This is a genomic window from Providencia sp. wls1916 (genome assembly GCF_009706585.1).
Lineage (GTDB): Bacteria > Pseudomonadota > Gammaproteobacteria > Enterobacterales > Enterobacteriaceae > Providencia > Providencia lanzhouensis.
The window spans coordinates 26,049-43,788 of sequence record NZ_WLUL01000010.1; the positions used below are offsets into that span (position 1 = coordinate 26,049).

23 protein-coding genes and 2 pseudogenes are annotated in these 17,740 nt (G+C 38.7%); 4 read left to right on the top strand and 21 right to left on the bottom strand.

Annotated elements, in window-relative coordinates; all coding sequences use genetic code 11:
* Positions 1 to 195 precede the first annotated feature (195 nt).
* Positions 196 to 327, top strand: coding sequence for a DNA cytosine methyltransferase (locus GKR61_RS18025; RefSeq protein ID WP_442959309.1), 132 nt, complete (start codon positions 196 to 198; stop codon positions 325 to 327).
* Between the two features lie 119 nt (positions 328 to 446).
* On the opposite strand, the gene GKR61_RS06685 is transcribed toward GKR61_RS18025, so the two are convergent.
* The 13 genes and pseudogenes from GKR61_RS06685 to GKR61_RS06745 all read right to left on the bottom strand — a co-directional run bounded on the left by GKR61_RS06685 (position 447) and on the right by GKR61_RS06745 (position 10,141).
* Entirely contained in the window at positions 447 to 734 is a 288-nt protein-coding gene (locus GKR61_RS06685; RefSeq protein WP_154639679.1) for a DUF1799 domain-containing protein, read from the bottom strand.
* A 17-nt stretch (positions 735 to 751) separates the two neighbouring features.
* Entirely contained in the window at positions 752 to 1,054 is a 303-nt protein-coding gene (locus GKR61_RS06690) for a phage tail assembly chaperone (RefSeq protein WP_154639680.1), read from the bottom strand.
* Between the two features lie 34 nt (positions 1,055 to 1,088).
* Positions 1,089 to 1,742 (bottom strand): phage tail tube protein, encoded by a 654-nt coding sequence (locus GKR61_RS06695; RefSeq protein WP_036952436.1) that lies wholly within the window; start codon positions 1,740 to 1,742, stop codon positions 1,089 to 1,091.
* A gap of 48 nt (positions 1,743 to 1,790) precedes the next feature.
* Positions 1,791 to 2,192, bottom strand: coding sequence for a phage tail terminator-like protein (locus GKR61_RS06700; protein WP_036952438.1), 402 nt, complete (start codon positions 2,190 to 2,192; stop codon positions 1,791 to 1,793).
* Positions 2,193 to 2,772, bottom strand: a pseudogene (locus GKR61_RS06705) (hypothetical protein).
* A gap of 1 nt (position 2,773) precedes the next feature.
* Positions 2,774 to 3,124: a hypothetical protein gene (locus GKR61_RS06710; RefSeq protein ID WP_154639681.1), complete on the bottom strand. Its 351-nt coding sequence runs from the start codon at positions 3,122 to 3,124 to the stop codon at positions 2,774 to 2,776.
* A gap of 2 nt (positions 3,125 to 3,126) precedes the next feature.
* Positions 3,127 to 3,609: a DnaT-like ssDNA-binding protein gene (locus GKR61_RS06715; RefSeq protein ID WP_108479716.1), complete on the bottom strand. Its 483-nt coding sequence runs from the start codon at positions 3,607 to 3,609 to the stop codon at positions 3,127 to 3,129.
* A gap of 83 nt (positions 3,610 to 3,692) precedes the next feature.
* Entirely contained in the window at positions 3,693 to 4,658 is a 966-nt protein-coding gene (locus GKR61_RS06720) for a major capsid protein (RefSeq protein ID WP_154639682.1), read from the bottom strand.
* Between the two features lie 13 nt (positions 4,659 to 4,671).
* A complete protein-coding gene (locus tag GKR61_RS06725) occupies positions 4,672 to 5,448 on the bottom strand; it encodes a hypothetical protein (RefSeq protein WP_154639683.1) in 777 nt (258 codons plus the stop codon).
* A gap of 112 nt (positions 5,449 to 5,560) precedes the next feature.
* Entirely contained in the window at positions 5,561 to 6,682 is a 1,122-nt protein-coding gene (locus GKR61_RS06730; RefSeq protein WP_108479714.1) for a hypothetical protein, read from the bottom strand.
* The gene (locus tag GKR61_RS06735; RefSeq protein WP_108479713.1) at positions 6,679 to 8,049 is read right to left on the bottom strand and encodes a DUF4055 domain-containing protein; all 1,371 of its coding nucleotides are present in this window, start codon (positions 8,047 to 8,049) and stop codon (positions 6,679 to 6,681) included. Before GKR61_RS06735 ends, GKR61_RS06730 begins: the two co-directional genes overlap by 4 nt.
* Positions 8,049 to 9,536, bottom strand: coding sequence for a terminase (locus GKR61_RS06740; protein ID WP_108479712.1), 1,488 nt, complete (start codon positions 9,534 to 9,536; stop codon positions 8,049 to 8,051). The genes GKR61_RS06735 and GKR61_RS06740 overlap by 1 nt, the downstream gene beginning before the upstream one ends.
* A gap of 2 nt (positions 9,537 to 9,538) precedes the next feature.
* Entirely contained in the window at positions 9,539 to 10,141 is a 603-nt protein-coding gene (locus tag GKR61_RS06745) for a hypothetical protein (RefSeq protein WP_006658160.1), read from the bottom strand.
* A 406-nt stretch (positions 10,142 to 10,547) separates the two neighbouring features.
* On the opposite strand from GKR61_RS06745, the gene GKR61_RS06750 reads away from it, so the two are divergent.
* Positions 10,548 to 10,916, top strand: coding sequence for a VOC family protein (locus tag GKR61_RS06750; protein ID WP_108479711.1), 369 nt, complete (start codon positions 10,548 to 10,550; stop codon positions 10,914 to 10,916).
* A gap of 113 nt (positions 10,917 to 11,029) precedes the next feature.
* Here GKR61_RS06750 and GKR61_RS06755 read toward each other — a convergent pair whose 3' ends face one another.
* Positions 11,030 to 11,545 carry a lipocalin family protein gene (locus tag GKR61_RS06755; protein ID WP_036952464.1) on the bottom strand — a complete coding sequence of 172 codons (516 nt, stop codon included), beginning with the start codon at positions 11,543 to 11,545 and terminating at the stop codon, positions 11,030 to 11,032.
* Between the two features lie 478 nt (positions 11,546 to 12,023).
* Here GKR61_RS06755 and GKR61_RS06760 point away from each other — a divergent pair, with 478 nt between their 5' ends.
* Positions 12,024 to 12,155 carry an entericidin A/B family lipoprotein gene (locus tag GKR61_RS06760; protein WP_036952467.1) on the top strand — a complete coding sequence of 44 codons (132 nt, stop codon included), beginning with the start codon at positions 12,024 to 12,026 and terminating at the stop codon, positions 12,153 to 12,155.
* Between the two features lie 185 nt (positions 12,156 to 12,340).
* Positions 12,341 to 12,574, top strand: coding sequence for a DUF1161 domain-containing protein (locus GKR61_RS06765; protein ID WP_132494933.1), 234 nt, complete (start codon positions 12,341 to 12,343; stop codon positions 12,572 to 12,574).
* An 899-nt stretch (positions 12,575 to 13,473) separates the two neighbouring features.
* Here GKR61_RS06765 and GKR61_RS06770 read toward each other — a convergent pair.
* From GKR61_RS06770 to GKR61_RS06790, 7 genes and pseudogenes are all read right to left on the bottom strand, one after another.
* The gene (locus tag GKR61_RS06770; protein WP_413784996.1) at positions 13,474 to 13,869 is read right to left on the bottom strand and encodes a lysis protein; all 396 of its coding nucleotides are present in this window, start codon (positions 13,867 to 13,869) and stop codon (positions 13,474 to 13,476) included.
* A 136-nt stretch (positions 13,870 to 14,005) separates the two neighbouring features.
* Positions 14,006 to 14,578, bottom strand: a complete 573-nt coding sequence (locus tag GKR61_RS06775) for a lysozyme (RefSeq protein WP_196712413.1) — start codon at positions 14,576 to 14,578, stop codon at positions 14,006 to 14,008.
* The gene (locus GKR61_RS06780) at positions 14,559 to 14,759 is read right to left on the bottom strand and encodes a phage holin family protein (RefSeq protein ID WP_036952477.1); all 201 of its coding nucleotides are present in this window, start codon (positions 14,757 to 14,759) and stop codon (positions 14,559 to 14,561) included. The genes GKR61_RS06775 and GKR61_RS06780 overlap by 20 nt, the downstream gene beginning before the upstream one ends.
* Positions 14,760 to 14,896: 137 nt before the next feature.
* Complete coding sequence (locus GKR61_RS17590; RefSeq protein ID WP_036952480.1) at positions 14,897 to 15,055, bottom strand: hypothetical protein; 159 nt, start codon at positions 15,053 to 15,055, stop codon at positions 14,897 to 14,899.
* 899 nt (positions 15,056 to 15,954) lie between these two features.
* A pseudogene (gene ymcF / locus GKR61_RS17700) lies at positions 15,955 to 16,059 on the bottom strand (cold shock small protein YmcF); the annotation flags it as partial.
* Between the two features lie 12 nt (positions 16,060 to 16,071).
* The gene (gene cspE, locus GKR61_RS06785) at positions 16,072 to 16,284 is read right to left on the bottom strand and encodes a transcription antiterminator/RNA stability regulator CspE (RefSeq protein WP_036952486.1); all 213 of its coding nucleotides are present in this window, start codon (positions 16,282 to 16,284) and stop codon (positions 16,072 to 16,074) included.
* A 517-nt stretch (positions 16,285 to 16,801) separates the two neighbouring features.
* On the bottom strand, positions 16,802 to 17,740 hold a 939-nt coding region (locus GKR61_RS06790; protein WP_154599336.1), incomplete at its 5' end, for a YbgA family protein.

Consider the following 17,740-nt stretch of genomic DNA (forward strand, 5'->3'; position numbering starts at 1 on the left):
ATTTTTCATCAATATTTTGTCTATAAATAGAGTTAGGGAATGGGATGAATCATCCTCCACAATCCAAGCTTAAGGACGTCATTCACCAATTCATTCTAATGCACCTAAAATGATAAAATAGAAATTGATAAGCTTGAATTTGTTTCTGGTAAAGAGAAACTATATCTTAGAATATCAATTCGAGAGTACGCAAGAATACAGACATTTCCAGATCATTTTACTTTCAAATATAACACCTTAGATTATAGTTATAAAATGATAGGTAACGTAGTGCCTGTTGAATTAGCTAAATATCTAGCTATATCAATAAAAGACAAAATTATTTAGAGAACACTATTAGACTTTATATAGTAATGTTTTCTTCTGCTATTCCCTATCCTTTTCTAAAGGATGTCCTATCTCACCTTTTTCTAACCACTAATTTTTGCTTATCAGTCACATAAATACTACGATCTCTTATGCATTACCTCCAGCGCCTTAACTTCCATAACTCGCAGATCACTAAACACGGTCGCCCTATCTTTGATGTTGAGTAAATCCATCACTTGATTTAACGAATTGTAATCCAATCCAGTAATACCATTCAAACCAACTCGCCACTGAGTACTCATCGCAGAAAATACCAGATATGACTCCCAGACATCAGGAACAACTTCAACATCATCAAGATCAGGAGGAAAGCCAAAAGCTCGCTCAAAATTTTTAGCCTCTTGCTTTGTCATTCCCCCATACATTGCTTCAGCGACCGATATTAGTTTTTTTCACGATTACCTAACAATTCATTGTAATACGTTGTTGTAATAGCCCCTGCGGCTGATGGATAGTTGTCAAATAACAACTTCAAATTATCTTCGTTATAAGGCTCTTCAATTGCCCAATCAGCAATAATTTGAGTAAAGAATTTGTTTACTGACTCATTTTTCAACCCTTCCAATTTACTCATTGGTAAATGATTGAACGTAAATGTCACAACCTCCGGCTCGCTTTTGCCAGCCACACGGATTTTTACATCAGCCTTAAATATTGGATTGGGATTCAGAGTGAATTTCGCCATTAGGTTTCCTTAAAAGCCCCGAAAGGGGCTGTTATTATGCGGTAGTGTAAATTTGCATATCTGATTTAAGAGAGAAACGTGCAGATACGTTTTCAACCTCGTTAATTGCAGTATTAGGAACACGCTGGAATGACACACTGGCTGAGTAGTAACGGTCTTCACCAGCCCGTTTATTATAAAAACGAATCGCTGTTAACTGCTTTGTATCATCCAAAGACATTAATAACCCTCGAATAGGTAATTTCGCATCATGAGCAAATGTATAAACCTGCACGATACCCGATTTATAGGTATCAACCGTTTCTGCTTGCTCATCTTCTAAGAATTGAATTTCTTGCGTTTGCTGCTCACCACCTTCTGTTGATAAGGTCATGACTTGGGGCATAACCTCCCATTCTTGAACTGACTTTAGTGTTCCTTTGCCGCCGCCAATCGGAAAACGTTCGGTATCTGTCGTATCAACACCGTCAAGCGTGATACTTGTGTTTTCTGCTGATTTCACACGAAAGACACCGGACATTTGTTTCCACCCAGATGTAACGAGAACAACATCTCCGGCTTTAATGCCACTTGACGCTGTGACAGTAAGTACAGCTTCAGAGGCATTACTTGCCGCCGTAAACTCAACATCTTTTCCGTATTTACTCGCCACATAAACGCGCGAGCCATTAGGAATGTTATAAGCCATTATTAACCTCATTTTTATGCATAAAAAAACCGCCATTTAGGCGGTCGTTTATCGGATTGGATGACATCGATAGGATGTACGTATTGGAATGATGTAGTTGATATCACTGGTAAGTGGCGGTAGCTGATTTGGTTCACCGTCTAGATACAGTGACTCCGTGAGTGTTAGACCATTTTCGAGCTGCTCTTTGACGGCATCAACCAAGCTAATAACCGCCGAATCACCATTACCTATCTTTTCAACAACATTAAGTTGAATAACACCTTTTTGAACTGGCATGTCTAACGCTAGACCTAGATTTTCGGTTATGGCTGGCATTATATGTAATTGCAAATATGGAGTGCTAATATCATCAAACTCAATATTTGACCAAGCCACCTTTACCCCTTCTTGCTTAGCAATTTTTGCCACCAGCGCACGAATAGACTGATTGATTTCAGATTGTTTCATTTACTTCATCTCTGCGATAGCGTCTCTAAAGAACTTACTCACGTTTTCAGCGGTAATTGCAATCATGCCATTAGGAGCTTGTTTTGAATGCCCCATTTCCAACCTGTAGGCATAAGGAACATTGTTAGTAAAATAGATAGCATTCATACCCACTTTGAACTGCTCAAGCATATAGTTACCAACCGCCTTAGTCATATTGCCTGATTTATCAACTCGCCCAGTTTCACCATCAGCAGGTACATCAAAAGTGACTTGCCAATTTCCACGGAATCGTCCCCCCGTATAACCTGGGGGTGCTTTGATATTCATAGAGTCATTAACTTGAGCGCGTTTTTTTTAATTGACGATTTTTCAGTGTCAAATTATTAGGGTCTTTTCTCAATGCTTCATTGTGCTCAAATACCGCTTGGTTATAACCTACAGCCGTTTGGTTAACTTTCCATAAGTCGGGATTACCCACCGGAGACATTTGAACAAGTTGGGCCAAAATCCTAACACCTGTTTTTTTTACCACCGCCTCCATATTTGATTGGGATTTTTCTACAAATAGATTAACGGACTTCATGAATGAATCAGTCATATCAAGCCCTCAATTGAGGTTTGTAGCAAATAACAACATCAGCAGGTTTAACCGGGTTAGGCTCATGCACACGTAGCCATATACCATCAACAAGAACAGAATCCCCTTTTCGAATATCAATCTCTGGAGAAAGAACCATTTTAATATCCGTAGAGAGAATTAGAGTTCCATCAATTTCATATGGTTTGTACAAAACCTTTACACCAATAATTGAAAATAGAGACTCAGGCTCATGATGCTCAACACCATTATCATCAACCCAGTGCTTGCCAGCACGTTTCACTTGATATGAAACGCCATATTTTTTCAGTATTCGCAATGCAGTGTGACAACCTCGTTGATAAATATTCATCACTACCTCACTGCAAATGTGTTAATCGCCAAGCCTTCTGAGCTATCCATCAAGCCGCATAGCAAACCTTTCAGCCAAGCGAAATTAGGTGCACCAGTATTGGTGCCTTCTGCATACTTCAAATCAATTGCTCCCTCAATACGTTCAGAAATTATTTCTGCACCTAATGTTGGCTGCAATTCATTCTCTTGTGCTTCAAGTGCAAGGCGACACTGAGCCTGTATAACCTGATGAGGAATCGCATCACTAGCAATTTCAACCCCATCACGAAACAATCCAGTACGAGGAAAAGATAAAGGTTGCGTACTGTCGGAACGCTTACCCTTCCATTTTTGGGATTCTAAGAAGTCCATAGCAACGATGAGTAATGATTCGAGTGATTTACTGTCTGATAGGGTTAAATTCCTGACTTTCGCATATGCTTTTAAATCTTCAATGCCAGCATAACTATTAAACGTAGGTGAGTTTTTATCGGCATCAATCATGACCACCTCAAAATAAAAAGGGGCATTACGCCCCTATCTTCACTTGCCATCAGTAGTTTTTTTCCTTTTAGCTACTTCTGGCTCTATTGCTTTACTGCATTTTTGCCCTGAGCAGTTAATTTAATCATCACACCTGCTGTCAGTTTGTTGCTCGTAAAATGTTTTTTCCAGTTACCCGCAGTACCTAACTTGGTTAGATCTGGGTTTTTACCTTTTGATTCATCCCAGCTATACCCAAGCACACCGACGTTAACAACGCCTTCACCACGATACCCAATTTCTAAGTTTTCCTTATCATTGATCTCAAATGAGCGGAAGGTTGGTTCTTGTGACTCGATGATAGTCACAGCTCCAGGAACAAGACCAAAAATAGCATCAACTGGCGCACTGTCTGTTACCAATACGGGTTTACCTAATGTTCCCGGCTGCCCACCATAGATAACCACACCAGCCTCTTCGTAGACTTTGTTATCAATTGCTTGATCAACGATATCGAAATACGTAGTAGAGTGCATAACGAAGAGATTTACACGGTTAAACTTGTCACCATATTGACGCAATCCTTTGGTGAGCGTTTTTTTCCCATCTGTCGCAATGTCTGCTGTCACGACCATCTCAGTATTACTACCGATAGCAGCACCTAATGCGGCTAAGGAGTATTTAATGTAACCTTCTAGAGATGCATCCGCAGCATCAATACCAACTAGCTCAGAAAACTCTGAGACATCTCGTCCTCGACGTTTAAATGCCTCTTCCGTTGTTGCATATGGACCATATTTCCACGGAGCTTTCACTTCAACAGATTCGCCCGCACCAATTTTTTTACTCTCTACTGTCCCTGTTGAATCAACATCACGATGCTCAATCGAGCCACCAATTTGATAGAAAGCACGCTTACGGAAATCTCCTTCAATAAAAATGTTATCAAGCACAATGGCACCATTTGATGCCTGATTAAATACGGCTAAATTATCTTGGCGACGCTCTAAAAACGCTGTTTGCGCCAAGTCGTTGTAAATTACTAAATCGCTATTAGTCGTCGTAGCCATTACTTATCTTCCCTTATTCTTTAGGTAGTTTTAAAAATGTGTCACGTCCGTATCTGCGAATATAATCAGCTTTCTCACTCGCAGACATTTGAGAACGTTTAAGGTGTGCACCACCTTGTTTATGTTTTCCTGCATCCGTCCCTGAAGCAGCAGGGAACAAATGAGGCGCGCTTTCTTTTAATGATTCGACCCATTCAACGGGTGATAACGGTGTTCGACCATCTTTCCCCATAATTGGATTACCATCATCATCAACGGCTACGGCCTGACCTTCATCGTTGATTTGGAAAATGCCTTTGGCACGTAAAATTAAGTCTTCTTGTGCGCTAGCTAATGCGCCGGCTTTACCAGCAGCAGAGCGCACTTCATCTCCCAATACACGTTGGCGAAATTTATTAGCAAAAGCCTCAGCCCTTTCCACTCGGCTATTGGCTTCTTTCAGTTGTTTATCAACGTCATTGCGTAAGCGATCAGTACGTTTATTAATGACTTCATCAATTTTGCCGTCAGCGATTAACTTGGCTTCTTCATCATTTTCAAAACGTTTGAGAATTCCACGTACAGCATCGGGATCAATACCATCAAAACGCTTGAGATTATCGTTTTGCTCTTTGAGTTTACCCAATAACTCATCACGTTTAGCCTTCAACCCAGCTACTTGCTCACCGACTGCTTTATCGATAATGGCTTGAATTTCCGGTGTGATTACAGGTGCAGTTCCACCGCTTCCACCACCAGCTCCATCATCAGCCTGTGAGTAATATTTGCGTTCGATATTCATAAATAACATGTTGTTCCCCTTGGGATTCATTGCGCCTAGCGCGTTAAAGTAAACCAGCCCTTGGCTGAATTTAGACAATAAAAAAGGTCACCGAAGTGACCTTAGTTAAATCGTTAATTGATTAGCTATAACCTGCATCTTTAAATGCTTTTTCGTCTAGCTTTTTGAGTTGTTCTAACGAAATAAATTCTCCCTTATCTGTATAAAATTCAGAAGGATGCATACCGCCCTCTTTCATTAATCTAAATCGTGTTTCACCGAATACTTGCCGTTGTCGCCAGTCTGGTTGTCGCTGCACCCAATCAAGAAAATTGGTCTCTGCTGGAACTTGCCCATCCATTGATGCTCTCGTTCCTGCGTCCATCTCATTCGCATCAATACCTAATTCACGCCATGACTTAGTGACGAAAGTTTCCGTTGAGCGGCAATTAAAATGGATTTTACCGGGACCTTGTAGATAGGGGATTTTGTGTCCTATTGGTTTACCTTCCAGAGTATACTTCAGCCTATCCCGGACAATGCAATCATGGGAGGTTTTATTATCGAGAGTGGATAGCCACTGTTTGCAGTCAAGGATATCTTTATTAGCTTCAGCAAATTGTTCTCTTGCTGTCGCTTGTAAGTGACTGATTGCCGTCTTCGCTATCGTTGTTACGTTAGCTCTACTAAGTTGTAAGGCACCATCTTTATAGCCTTGATTTGCATGACCTCTGATTTTACGCCCAATCTCTAGCGCACTATCGCCATTTAAATAACCATAGCGAACAGCATTGTTTATGCGTGTCATGCGGTCAGATTCTAATCCAGCAGCCCACTCAGACAGTAATTTCCCTTGAAATGGACGAGACATTGCTGAGGAAAACAACATCTCCTCTGTAATACCCATAAGCGGATATTGGCGTAGAACAGCATCAGGTAATAAAGCATCGAATAATGAGGAATAATAATCCGCTTCATGCAATGCATATTCCCTCATTTCTTCTGTCAGCAACATAAACGCACTGTCAATCGCACGTTTATTAATGGCTTTCACGCTCAACAGCAATGACTCTAATCGCCTGACAGTAAAGCTATTCACGTCAATAGTGGCACCATCTAAGGCAACAATAAGCGACGCTGTTAATTCAGCGTCAAACTCATTGAGTGCATTTATCATGCGCCTTGCAACATCCGTAGAATAACGACCAGAAAACAAAGAGTGAGCAATCAATTCATCCCTTAATCGCTCATTCACTGATTTCATGCCCCACCTACCATTGTCGGCTCTTGGTTATTAAGCTCATCGACCACCATATCAATATCATCAGCGGGGTCGATAACATCATATTTCTGTAAACTTCTCACTAAGTCAGATTTACGTGTTGCTCCAGATTGCCATGCAGCAACAATTTCACGGATCATGGCACTATCAGCAATATGATTAACGAGGTCTTTGTTGATTTCAAAAGAAGTGTCTTTAGTATCTAAACCTAAGTATTCAGCGCACCACATTAACGCTTTGCTAAACGCATCTGAGACATTTGAGCAACAAATACTGAGAATAGAGGTTTGAGCACTTTGCTCCCCCACAGATTGAATAACCGTTTTGACTTTACTGTCAGCGGAAACCAATTGAGCGCCCAGTGCCACCATATAATCACGCTTACTGTCCATAGCTTCTTTAGCCAACATATTTGGCTGAGCTTGCTCGTAACCAAAGAACCCTTTCACTGGCAGCATTAAAGGTGAACGAGACCCAACCATGATGCCTGTTTTTTCTAAGTGATCTCGCCACTCTATATCTAACCCGCCTAGATATGGCTGAACTTGCCCACAGAAAAACACTGAATCTTCATAATCAGCAGAATTTCGATAATGCCCTAGATTAATTTTTGCCAAACCTAACAATGGCGCCTCATCTATCGTATGGTCATTGTTTTGAGCACCCATAAACGTAAATGGAATTTCATCCCAAGCACCACTACCTGCACGCTCTGGAATATATTCAGAGTGGATTTGATACACACTGCTGCCAGCTGTCTTGCGATATACTCTACAGATAAACTTGCCATCTTCTATCACTAACACGCGGTATTGAATGGCATCTTTAAATCCAAAACCGTCCGCCTCTTCAACAGTCTCTCGCAATACCACCAGCGTTAGCATCGTCCTGCCATTAATACGATCAGTCCGCCAGTTAATAATATCTTCAGCACGATATTGAAATATGTACGGGAGCTTAGAGTCGCTGTTGTAATCAACATATAGCCCATGTCGTCCCACTTCCAATACCGATTCAAGAGAGGATTGAGCTAATTGGTAAATGCTTGAACCTGCACCATCTGCATCATCTTTTAAACAAGACAGCTTTTCAGCAACAGCAATCAATGGATCTTTCTTGAATGCCATCCCTATCATACCGTTACGAGTGTTACCTGTTATTGGGTAAAACACCGCACGGTCTTGATAGTCTTTATTGCGCTTTTTCTTACGCTCACTTTCCTTTTCTTCCAATTCAGGAAGATAACTCTTTACTTCCTCGCCACCTCGACAAACAGCGCGAACTAACTCCCACTGAGGAGCAGCCGTTTTATACTCCGGTCGAGTAAAATCAACATTATTTATACTCATCAGAAGGTTGTTCCTAAGTTAATTTCGAATGCTGGTCGTTTAACGTTCCGTCTACTTACAGCAAAATATCTAAACCCATCAGCATCATGTGATGTGTAATCATGAAGTGGTTTATCTTTCCAGCAACCTCGTTTGTCATCCCACTCTTTTCGGTATGCTTCGAGATGAGCAATGCCTTCACCACATTTATGTTCGTCAAAGACACACAGAGGAAGAATTTCACGTACAGCCTCAATACCTTCATCAATAGAAAGCTTTGGCACTACGTCAAATTGAATCGAGTAAATTTGCCCGTCAATTTCATACCCTTCACGAGCTAGTTCTCTACGCGATTTCGCATCTGAACCAAATTCACGGTTATCAATATCATGTGGTCCATTATGACTCGCGTATGTGTAGCCTTTATCTTTCAGCACTTTCATATAATGTCTTAGACCTTCACCACTGTTTGAGTAATGGTCTATCACATGGAATTCATCGCCTATTTCACGAATAAACCAAATTGAGGTTGAGTCACCAACGCCGATATCCCAATACGTATGAACGGGTAAATGCGAATTATCAGGGAGTGAACCAATGCGCTTATTTTCGTACAGAAAGCGGAATTGCTTAGCGTAATAAGCACCTTCAACGGATTGCTGGAATGCCTCTGAGGGTATTGACGGATATTCCCGCTTCATATCATCGCCAAGTGTTTTTTCTTTTGCGTAGTACCACGCTTTCTGATGCTCATCTAGGTGAATGCCATGCTTGCGGGATATCTCATCAAAGTAATCAATTAATCGCTGTGGCAATTGCTCAACAGGATCAATCGCATACTCAGGATTCTTCCACCATGAAAAGAAAAAGAATTTCCAATCTAAGTTAGATAGCGTTTTACACTGAATTTGCGCTTTCTCGGCCGACTGACAATAATCATAGAAATAGCCAGCTCGCCCCTCAGCAGTGCTTTCAATTGTCGTAAAACAGTCACTTGATACAGCTTCAAACGCACCAGTAACTATCTCACGAGCTTTTTCAGGGTACTTTGCACATATCTTTCCGAACTCAGATACATGCAAGTATCGAAGAGTGCCACCACGAAATGACGTGCTGATATAAAGTGACCCGCCTTTGCTAAAAACCAATTCACCAGCCGCATCATTACTCGCCGGATTTGCAGCTTTAATTTCTTCGGGTAGCTTTTCATAGGCATACTTTATCTTTTCTCTAAATAGCCTTTTAGCATCGTTAAGTGTATGAGCAATCAATGCACATTTAGCCGCCTCAAATAACGCTGCATCTAATTGGATAATGCAAACCTCAGTCGTGAAACCCAGCTGACGAGCCTTTAAGATAATGTTTCGCGTATGCATCCCTTCAAAGTATTCAAGCTGCTCAGGCGTCATTTTAAATCGAACTGGCTTACCTTCTTTGTTGGTGATCCAGTACAAGTGATTCAATCGCCAGAGCTTATCTCTTAATAATGCAAGATATTCTGGCTTCATACTTATTCCTTCGATAGGTCGTCCATCAGTGACGATATAGAGTCGGATACTTTATTCTGCTGCGCGTCATCCAGCCCGTATGCCTGGCGCTCAAGTCCAATTAGGTTTTTAAGTGTCTCGCTTAATGCTTTAGCAGATTTAACACGTTCGGGGAGGGAGATGATTGAATTGTAGAGTTCATTGAGTTTGTCTCGCCCATTGCTATCAGGCTCAAACATTAATTCACCTAGCTTCCTTAAAGCAGGTACATCCGTACATTCAGCAGATAGCTCATCAAATAAACTGTTGGTTAACTCCCTAGCCCTACGAATATCACCCCTATGTTCCATACGAACATTGGCAATGACTTCAGCATTAGCTTCGATAAGTTGCCGCTCAGAAATAGCCTTCTCAGCGGCAACCAGAGTGGCAACCTCTCTTTTGGCAACCAAGTTTTCAGCTCTAGCCTTAACCTTTGCTTTTAAATCTCGTTCCCATCCTTCTTTCTTTGCGCGTTTACTTATCGCTTGATGGGTTATCTCATATTGAGAGGCTATTTCTCTTATAGACATTACGCCAGCTCGGTAAGCAGACTCAATAGCCTCCCAATCTGGTCTTTTGAACATTATTCACCCTCATGATAAATCAAAAAGCCAATACAAAAACAAGATCTGCATCTTTCACAAAAATCTTTAATTTGATTTAAATCAGAACAATAACAATTAAATTGTTGTATTTTAGTTTTTCATTGTTAATTTCATTGCTAAATGCAATATTTAGTATTGCTGCAATCCCCCTTATTGTGTTCATTGCAATAAGGGGTTTTTTATCTACAAACTCTTATCTTTACATCTTAGCCAGCAATTCTTCTGTCGATTGGTTTCACCAAAAATCTAAAACCTTCAGCAAGAAAACACTTATGCTTTAACTATTAACATTTCTTAAAGAGTTTCTCATAACAAATTAAAACCATTTTTAGCGAAAATATTTACATTGAAGGTATGTTATTTTAAATATTTAAAGGAGAGTCAAATGAAACTAACTTCAATAGACCATGTGCATGTATATGTCGATGACCTCAATGAAGCCGTAAAATGGTATAAAGATATTTTATTCTTTACCGTTACACCCAAATACAAGTTTTGGTTTGACCAGGGTGGTCCATTAGTCATAAACAATAATGATGTCCACCTTTCCTTATTTAAAAGGACATCACAAAGCATCGGTAACACAATCGCTTTTGGTACAGATAAGACTACACTGATGGAATTCATAGAACACCTGAGAATCAACAACATTCAATTTTCTATCGTTGACCATGATGTGTCTATATCCATCTATTTCACCGACCCATACGAAAATAAGTATGAAATAACAACATATGAGCACTTCAAAATATAAAAATCATAGTTAATTAGGTAATAAAAAACCCGCACAAGGCGGGTTGTCTCTTGCAGTAATTACATTTTACTTTTCAATAAATTAATGTCGCTATAAATAATCCACTTTTGATTCTATTGAAATATCAATACTCTTTGTCTATCAAAACCATTAGCGCTAGCAAAGCTAAGGTATTCATCTAAAAGTTCTGGCGGCATAGTTGGTGTACGCGATAACACCCATAAGTAATCTTTATTAGGGCCCACAACTAGTGAATACTGGTAGTCGTCATCAAGCTTAATAATGTTATAACCGCCGTAAAAAGGACCGAAAAACGACACTTTCAAGGCACCTATATCCGAAGATTCAACAAAATAAGCCTTTCCTATACTCTCTTTCCATTTTTTCCCTTGTGAATCCCATCCTCTGTTGACTACCTTTACACCACCATCATTGCGTAGAGAATAGTTTGCAGAAACTTTACTTAGTCCCTTTTCAAATCGATTATCTATTCTAGCAACTTCATACCATTCGCCAAGATAACGGGATAGTTCAAAATGTTTAACTGGTGTTATGTCATGTGGCACTTTCACACTACACCCATTAAGTAACAGCATACTTACAAACATAAAAACTGACTTTATCTGCATTGCAACCTCACATAAAATTGATCTATGAAGATACTTTCGCATAAAAAAGAGCACAGAGCGACTATAGTGATTTAGTATTTCGTGACTATAGAACCCTCGTATTTAGATAAAGTCATTGTCGCACTAACTTGGATTACACTAGCCAGTGTGGTAAACCGATTGATGATAATATTAAAAGAATACCGACTAACAGGTATTGAAATACATGAAGCATACGGATAAATAACTCTTTGAATATCATAGAGTTTACTCCTTGCTGCTAAGGTTATTTTATTATCAAAATGCATAGTATCATCTAAAATATAGCAGCTCTTTTTAATTTGTCAGATATCATGTTTCACTAAAGTATTTAGCTAATGCTATTGCTAGTAATCAGCTTTCACGTTCCATATCGATTCAATTAACAATTAAATTATTCTGCTATAATGAAAAATGAACTTTGGCAGTCTGTAACCTCACACAATGTAAGGAAGGAAGTATGATTAAAAAATTCAGTTTACTCATATGCTCATTAGCTATTATTACGAGCTTGACTGCCTGTAATACGACAAAAGGTGTAGGTAAAGATATAGAAGCCAGTGGAGAAGCCATACAAAGAGCTGCTGAGTAAAATTAAACTTTGCCCAATCCTAAAAGCTTAGATATAAATACATCCTCTTGAGCCATAATATTTAAGAAATAAAATAGCATAGCCCGTATTAATTGATGAAATTGAATGTTTGACGTCAGATTCATCATTATAATTTTTAGGGTGAATTTTCATTAACTGATTCTAACTTATAAGAGATATTACATATGAAAAGAAGAATAATTATTGCTACATTAATGACATTATTTATTCCAGCCATTGCGAGTGCGTCATGCGAAAGCGTTGTTGAAGAAATTACGCAAAAAATTATTAACAATGGCGTGCCTGAAGAGAGCTTTACCATTACCGTCGTTTCAAATGAAGAAGCAGCCTCACAACAAGGTACTGTTGTAGGTAACTGCTCTAATGAAACACAGAAAATTATTTATACAAAAAAATAACTCATGCTATGCAGAGGGCTCTAAATGAAGCCCTCTCGCTTTTTATTCTAGTTGTAGAACGCCATGTTATTCAGAGCTTGAATGAGCGATCAAGCCTACATATATAATTTCGTCACCTTCACTAATAATGTCAATTCAATTGTATAAAGCTGTTGTTCTTCTTCGTGTACAAATTCATATAATGGCTTAATTTTCTACTATGTTAATACAAACTTACTAAGTTGAGTGATAATCCCATTTGGATTAGAAAATAAATAGTGATACTATTTTCTCGCTGGTCAAGGATGACTAGCCCTACAATAATTATGAGTTAATCTTAAAAACTCCCCTTTAACTGAAGGGGAGTTTTTTATTTTTTAGGAACAGTCTTATTCACTTATTTACGGAATCAACATGGCACTTTTCAATTAAAAATTACTTTATTTCTATGTTTGTTGTTGTTTAATTTTCCGGATTACTTTTTTGCAAAAAAATCGCCATTTCTCGAGGCTCCGTTTTGTAATATCTTATTGAGATTACTACCTTTTTAAGGTTGCCCCCATTCACGATTAACGTATAGTGACGCTTATTCATAAGTAGTTATTCTCATTTAGCCTCGATATCTGGGGCATTTCTTTATTGTTCAATTTTCCGTATTGCTTTCCTATTGAAAATATACTTATACTATTGGATTAAACTTTCATTACATAAGAGAACTGTATCAATATATATATGTATAATAACCCCGTTACTCTCTTACTAATATTTATCCCTACTCTTGCCTGCATCCTATTGATTATTGTTAAAGATAAAAAACAACCAAATTTAACGACACTTTTTTTAAAATTCTCTATCTACCTGTTAAGCACTCTGACTTTCATAAATTTAATTTTTTTTGCAAGGGCATTTACTGATTGGTATTAACGTAAACACTCCGCTCTAATGTAATCTTGCAAACCAAGTATCATATTCTTGGATTCTGCGATTCGCTGCCTGAGTAGCCAATAATTTCCGATAGCGGAGTCAGTAGGTCTGGCGGTTGTTCCATCATCCACGCCGGAGGTGGAATTGGTTTCGACTTTCTGGCAGCTGGCTCGGATGTACACCCGCTCAGGATTACGCTCAGCAGCAATACGCAACTCATCAATTTCAATTTTTGCATTGGCTAGTTCCTGAATATGTTTAGTATCGAGTTTATGGAGAGATTGGACACGTTCTTGGTAATCCTCATTAATTTTGACCTGCTCTGTCAACTCAACGAGTAGTCCGGCATTTTTGGTATTTAACTCACCTATCCTCTCGTGTTGTTTCCACATTCCCCATATCGCTATCAATGCGACAATAAATAACAATACGCTGACTTTATTCATGGCGATTACCATAAAGACGTTTAAAAATTAACTTGCCGACCTTTGTAATGCTCGATAGCTTTTTGGCAACGCTTCTCTAAACTTACCTTGTCAGTGCCACCACAAGTGTCGTCTCGAAGTGTGTATACGCCAATTGCCAAGTAGATGGGTAGACAGATAATAAAGTAGGATAAGCATAAGCAAACTCGCCAAGACACACGGTTTTTTCTACCTCTCGTCTCGTCATTAGCCCTTTCCACGCCTTCCCCCCTGCATATATCCAGCGTTTTAGTTCATTACATGCGCCAGCTTGGTCACCAGCATTAAGTTTTTTAAGTAATGTTGAGCGCGAGAAAGCACCTATTCCCACGTTATAAGTAAATGAATAAAGTGCCGCCCTGGTGTAATCAGGAATATTGATTTTAATTAAGGGGTTTACTGCTTTAGCGACGATTGCTAAGTCTTTTTCCAGTAACTCGTCACACTCGACTTTTGTATAGATTTTCGTCGGAATAATGTCAGAACCTGTATGCCCATAACACACCGTAAGAACACCACCTACATCACGGTAGGGTTTGGGCTCATATCCCTCAAAATTAGTCACCATTACAACAGTTAATGCCATCAGCCCACCTGTCACAGCGGCTATTTTTATTTTATTTGGTATCTTTGCCACTGTTAGCCTCTCTTAATTTGAATTCTTTCCGTTTGTAGTACCAATTCACCAAGAAGGTAGCGACAGTACAGATAATCCCGATGAGCACAGCCCACTGGTCTAGTGATAATGCCCCAGCTGTAGTAGTGATAACTCCAAGAGCATAAGAAAAGGGGCTAGAGTATTTTTCGTTCATACGCATATCACCCCCAACGGAGTGGTCCAAGATTTGGTTAATAGAAAGCCACCAGCTATAAAAACTAGAAGATGTTAATGAAGTCAGTTGAAATTTAGGCAATAAAAAAGGTCACCGAAGTGACCTTAGTAAATTCTAGATAATTAATTTTTTTTCTTACCTGTTATAGCATCGTAAACAACACTTAACCCATAAATAATAATGGCGAGAGGTAATCCCCACTTCACATCTCCTGAGATGACGCCATAATTTTCGAGTAATGTTATTATGCCCGCGAGGACAATAAATATACCAAAAAACATAAATACCTCATTCATGTATATGCGAGTACGCTATTATACATAAAGATTAATTTAGCTTACATCTTGAATAGAGATCGCCGCGAACAATAACTATTCATCAAATGATTTAGGTTGATTAAAATATCGAGGTAGCCGCGTATTTAGTACACCAAAACAGACTTAAATCTAAACAGTGCAATTATGATTCATTAACTTTGGCTTAGAACGACTAGCTCAAACAAAAAACCGCACTAGACAGGGTATTTTCAACGTATTACCTCGCACTCCTACTGGTACAACATGCGCATATTTTAATAAGGCTATATCCTGAAGCTTTAGCCGCAGCTATTGCATGTATAGCATTAAATAGGTTACCTAGGTAGAAACGATTTGAAGTCATCGGCATTTGTTTACAGCCAACTTTGTGTATTTTGTAATTACCTTTTGGTCCCATCGTCGTCTGAATGTAATAGTTCATACATCTCCGTATTTACATTGTACAAAAGATTTATAACTTATGGACCGCCATCGAGGTATCGAACCCCGACTCTTAGTTTTGCTAATACTAAATACTCTTCCAGTTGAGTTAATGGCGGAATGATTTTACATCCAGTAGACCAATGCAAACGAGGCTAAAAGCAATCCTAAAATAGTTAGAGCATTTTGCGTTAGTGATAAAGTTCGTTGATAAAAGGTAGGTAAGTTCATAGGTGATCCCTTAGGAAATAAATCCTTTGGATACCCCATCTATTTTTAAAATAAAAACTCGCAACTGCAAGATTTGCTTTTATAGCAATGAGGTATGATTACATGGCTATTGTAACACAGAACTCTCTCACTGGGGGGATTGTAATGATATATAAAACAAAAAACCCCACTTTTGCGGGGTTTTATAATCTATATGTTATTTAAGCTGGCTTCATATTAGATTTACAAAAAATACATTTAGCGCCATATGGATTGCTTTTTGATACATCAAAGTGATAGCGTCTATATTGAGACCCCTTACAACAAGGGCATCTCATATTAATGTTGTCTTAAAGTGCCACCACATTAGCAGCCGCTGGACCTTTTGCGCCATTTTCTACCGAAAAGCTGACTTTTTGTCCATCATATAATGTTTTGAAATCATCGCTTTGAATCGCGGAGAAGTGAACAAATACATCTTTGCTCCCATCTTCAGGAGAGATGAAACCAAAACCTTTAGATTCGTTAAACCACTTTACTAAACCTGTCATTGTATTAGACATAGAATTTCCTTTAATTTTTTGATTGCCATAAGGCATAGATGAGGTTTGATTTTTATTTTTACTTATGGGAATTAATTATAAGGAATTCGCAATGAAGGGATATCTTAGATAACGCTAAATGGTGAACAACTTTAAACTGACTAGCATAAATAGGCCTGTACTTCCAAACCGATGACTTGATTAAGCCATACAAACACTGGGATAGCAAATTTAATTTTCACTCTCACCATAAAAGCGTTGATTTTGCTTAAGACACCACATATTCATCATCAATAACTTTTCCAAACAAATCATATTGATAGCCAACTTATTATCAATCCAATTATTTTTGCAATAGTATTGATTTGATTAACTGAGGTTACATATGAAAAATCCTCGCTAGGTGACTTATGTAAATATGAATGATTTCGTTCATCCCGACAGTTATACGCTAACATAGCTTTTATGTTCAATATTCATATGACTGGAAGAACCAATCATATGAATAACTTTGAAATTCTGAGAATTATTTTTAATATCATAACCCATATCGCAGTCTTAATGACTGAGGATAAGGATGGAAATATTTTTGATTATTCAAATAGTTATCGGGGTACTCAGATAAATAGTGCGTAATTAATGTTAATGGAGCCAATAAAGGCTGTGTTCCTTGGCGGTATTCGAGGATTAACTTACTCAATGCTTGCCTTTGGTTTGATGTCAGATAACGTTTAAAGTAACCTTGGATATGCATAAGCACATTAGTGTGATTGCGCCTAGTCGCTTGGTGTTGTAATAAATTCATAAACTTATTTCGATACTCATCAAAATAAGAATCGATTGAATCCCATTCATTGTTACTAGCAACAAAACGACCAAGTTCTCGATAAAGAGGCTGTGAATGCGCCAATAAAAGGAGCTTATATCGAGTATGAAAGTCGATTAATGAGTGCCGATTGAAGGAGTTTTTCTTTAGTTCATTTAGCTCATGAAGAGCAAATACCCGTATAATAAAATTTTCTCGAATATGAGGATCGCTTAACCTGCCATCTTCCTCAACAGGCAACCAAGGCATTACTTTGAGTAATTGTTCAGTAAAAAGCCCAATTCCAGACTTTTTATTACCATTGCCAACTGAATCATATACTCGAACCCTTTCCAAGCCACAGCTAGGTGAGTTTTTACATACAATATAACCACTTAAATTTAAAAGCCCACTCAAATAAGTGGTCGAAAACTGAAGCATCTCTTCAGTTAAATCGCCTTCACGACCATCGCTGAACTTGAGTCTAACGCTATTTTCGTCAGATTTAACTAGCCTCAATGCAGGTCTAGGTGTTGGTAAACCAATCGCCATTTCCGGGCATGCTTGTTGGTATTCGAAATAATCTGATAACTCATCTACAGCAAAGTGAAAGCGCTTATGACCACCATCAAATCTAACGCTATCACCCAATAAGCATGAGCTAATACCTAC

What these genes read in the sequence shown, in the direction of transcription:
- GKR61_RS06685 (WP_154639679.1), bottom strand. Translation starts at nt 734, where the DNA reads ATGTATGGGGGAATGACAAAGCAAGAGGCTAAAAATTTTGAGCGAGCT.
- GKR61_RS06690 (WP_154639680.1), bottom strand. Translation starts at nt 1,054, where the DNA reads ATGGCGAAATTCACTCTGAATCCCAATCCAATATTTAAGGCTGATGTA.
- GKR61_RS06695 (WP_036952436.1), bottom strand. Translation starts at nt 1,742, where the DNA reads ATGGCTTATAACATTCCTAATGGCTCGCGCGTTTATGTGGCGAGTAAA.
- GKR61_RS06700 (WP_036952438.1), bottom strand. Translation starts at nt 2,192, where the DNA reads ATGAAACAATCTGAAATCAATCAGTCTATTCGTGCGCTGGTGGCAAAA.
- GKR61_RS06710 (WP_154639681.1), bottom strand. Translation starts at nt 3,124, where the DNA reads ATGAATATTTATCAACGAGGTTGTCACACTGCATTGCGAATACTGAAA.
- GKR61_RS06715 (WP_108479716.1), bottom strand. Translation starts at nt 3,609, where the DNA reads ATGATTGATGCCGATAAAAACTCACCTACGTTTAATAGTTATGCTGGC.
- GKR61_RS06720 (WP_154639682.1), bottom strand. Translation starts at nt 4,658, where the DNA reads ATGGCTACGACGACTAATAGCGATTTAGTAATTTACAACGACTTGGCG.
- GKR61_RS06725 (WP_154639683.1), bottom strand. Translation starts at nt 5,448, where the DNA reads ATGTTATTTATGAATATCGAACGCAAATATTACTCACAGGCTGATGAT.
- GKR61_RS06730 (WP_108479714.1), bottom strand. Translation starts at nt 6,682, where the DNA reads ATGAAATCAGTGAATGAGCGATTAAGGGATGAATTGATTGCTCACTCT.
- GKR61_RS06735 (WP_108479713.1), bottom strand. Translation starts at nt 8,049, where the DNA reads ATGAGTATAAATAATGTTGATTTTACTCGACCGGAGTATAAAACGGCT.
- GKR61_RS06740 (WP_108479712.1), bottom strand. Translation starts at nt 9,536, where the DNA reads ATGAAGCCAGAATATCTTGCATTATTAAGAGATAAGCTCTGGCGATTG.
- GKR61_RS06745 (WP_006658160.1), bottom strand. Translation starts at nt 10,141, where the DNA reads ATGTTCAAAAGACCAGATTGGGAGGCTATTGAGTCTGCTTACCGAGCT.
- GKR61_RS06750 (WP_108479711.1), top strand. Translation starts at nt 10,548, where the DNA reads ATGAAACTAACTTCAATAGACCATGTGCATGTATATGTCGATGACCTC.
- GKR61_RS06755 (WP_036952464.1), bottom strand. Translation starts at nt 11,545, where the DNA reads ATGCAGATAAAGTCAGTTTTTATGTTTGTAAGTATGCTGTTACTTAAT.
- GKR61_RS06760 (WP_036952467.1), top strand. Translation starts at nt 12,024, where the DNA reads ATGATTAAAAAATTCAGTTTACTCATATGCTCATTAGCTATTATTACG.
- GKR61_RS06765 (WP_132494933.1), top strand. Translation starts at nt 12,341, where the DNA reads ATGAAAAGAAGAATAATTATTGCTACATTAATGACATTATTTATTCCA.
- GKR61_RS06770 (WP_413784996.1), bottom strand. Translation starts at nt 13,869, where the DNA reads ATGTGGAAACAACACGAGAGGATAGGTGAGTTAAATACCAAAAATGCC.
- GKR61_RS06780 (WP_036952477.1), bottom strand. Translation starts at nt 14,759, where the DNA reads ATGCGTATGAACGAAAAATACTCTAGCCCCTTTTCTTATGCTCTTGGA.
- GKR61_RS17590 (WP_036952480.1), bottom strand. Translation starts at nt 15,055, where the DNA reads ATGTTTTTTGGTATATTTATTGTCCTCGCGGGCATAATAACATTACTC.
- cspE (WP_036952486.1), bottom strand. Translation starts at nt 16,284, where the DNA reads ATGTCTAATACAATGACAGGTTTAGTAAAGTGGTTTAACGAATCTAAA.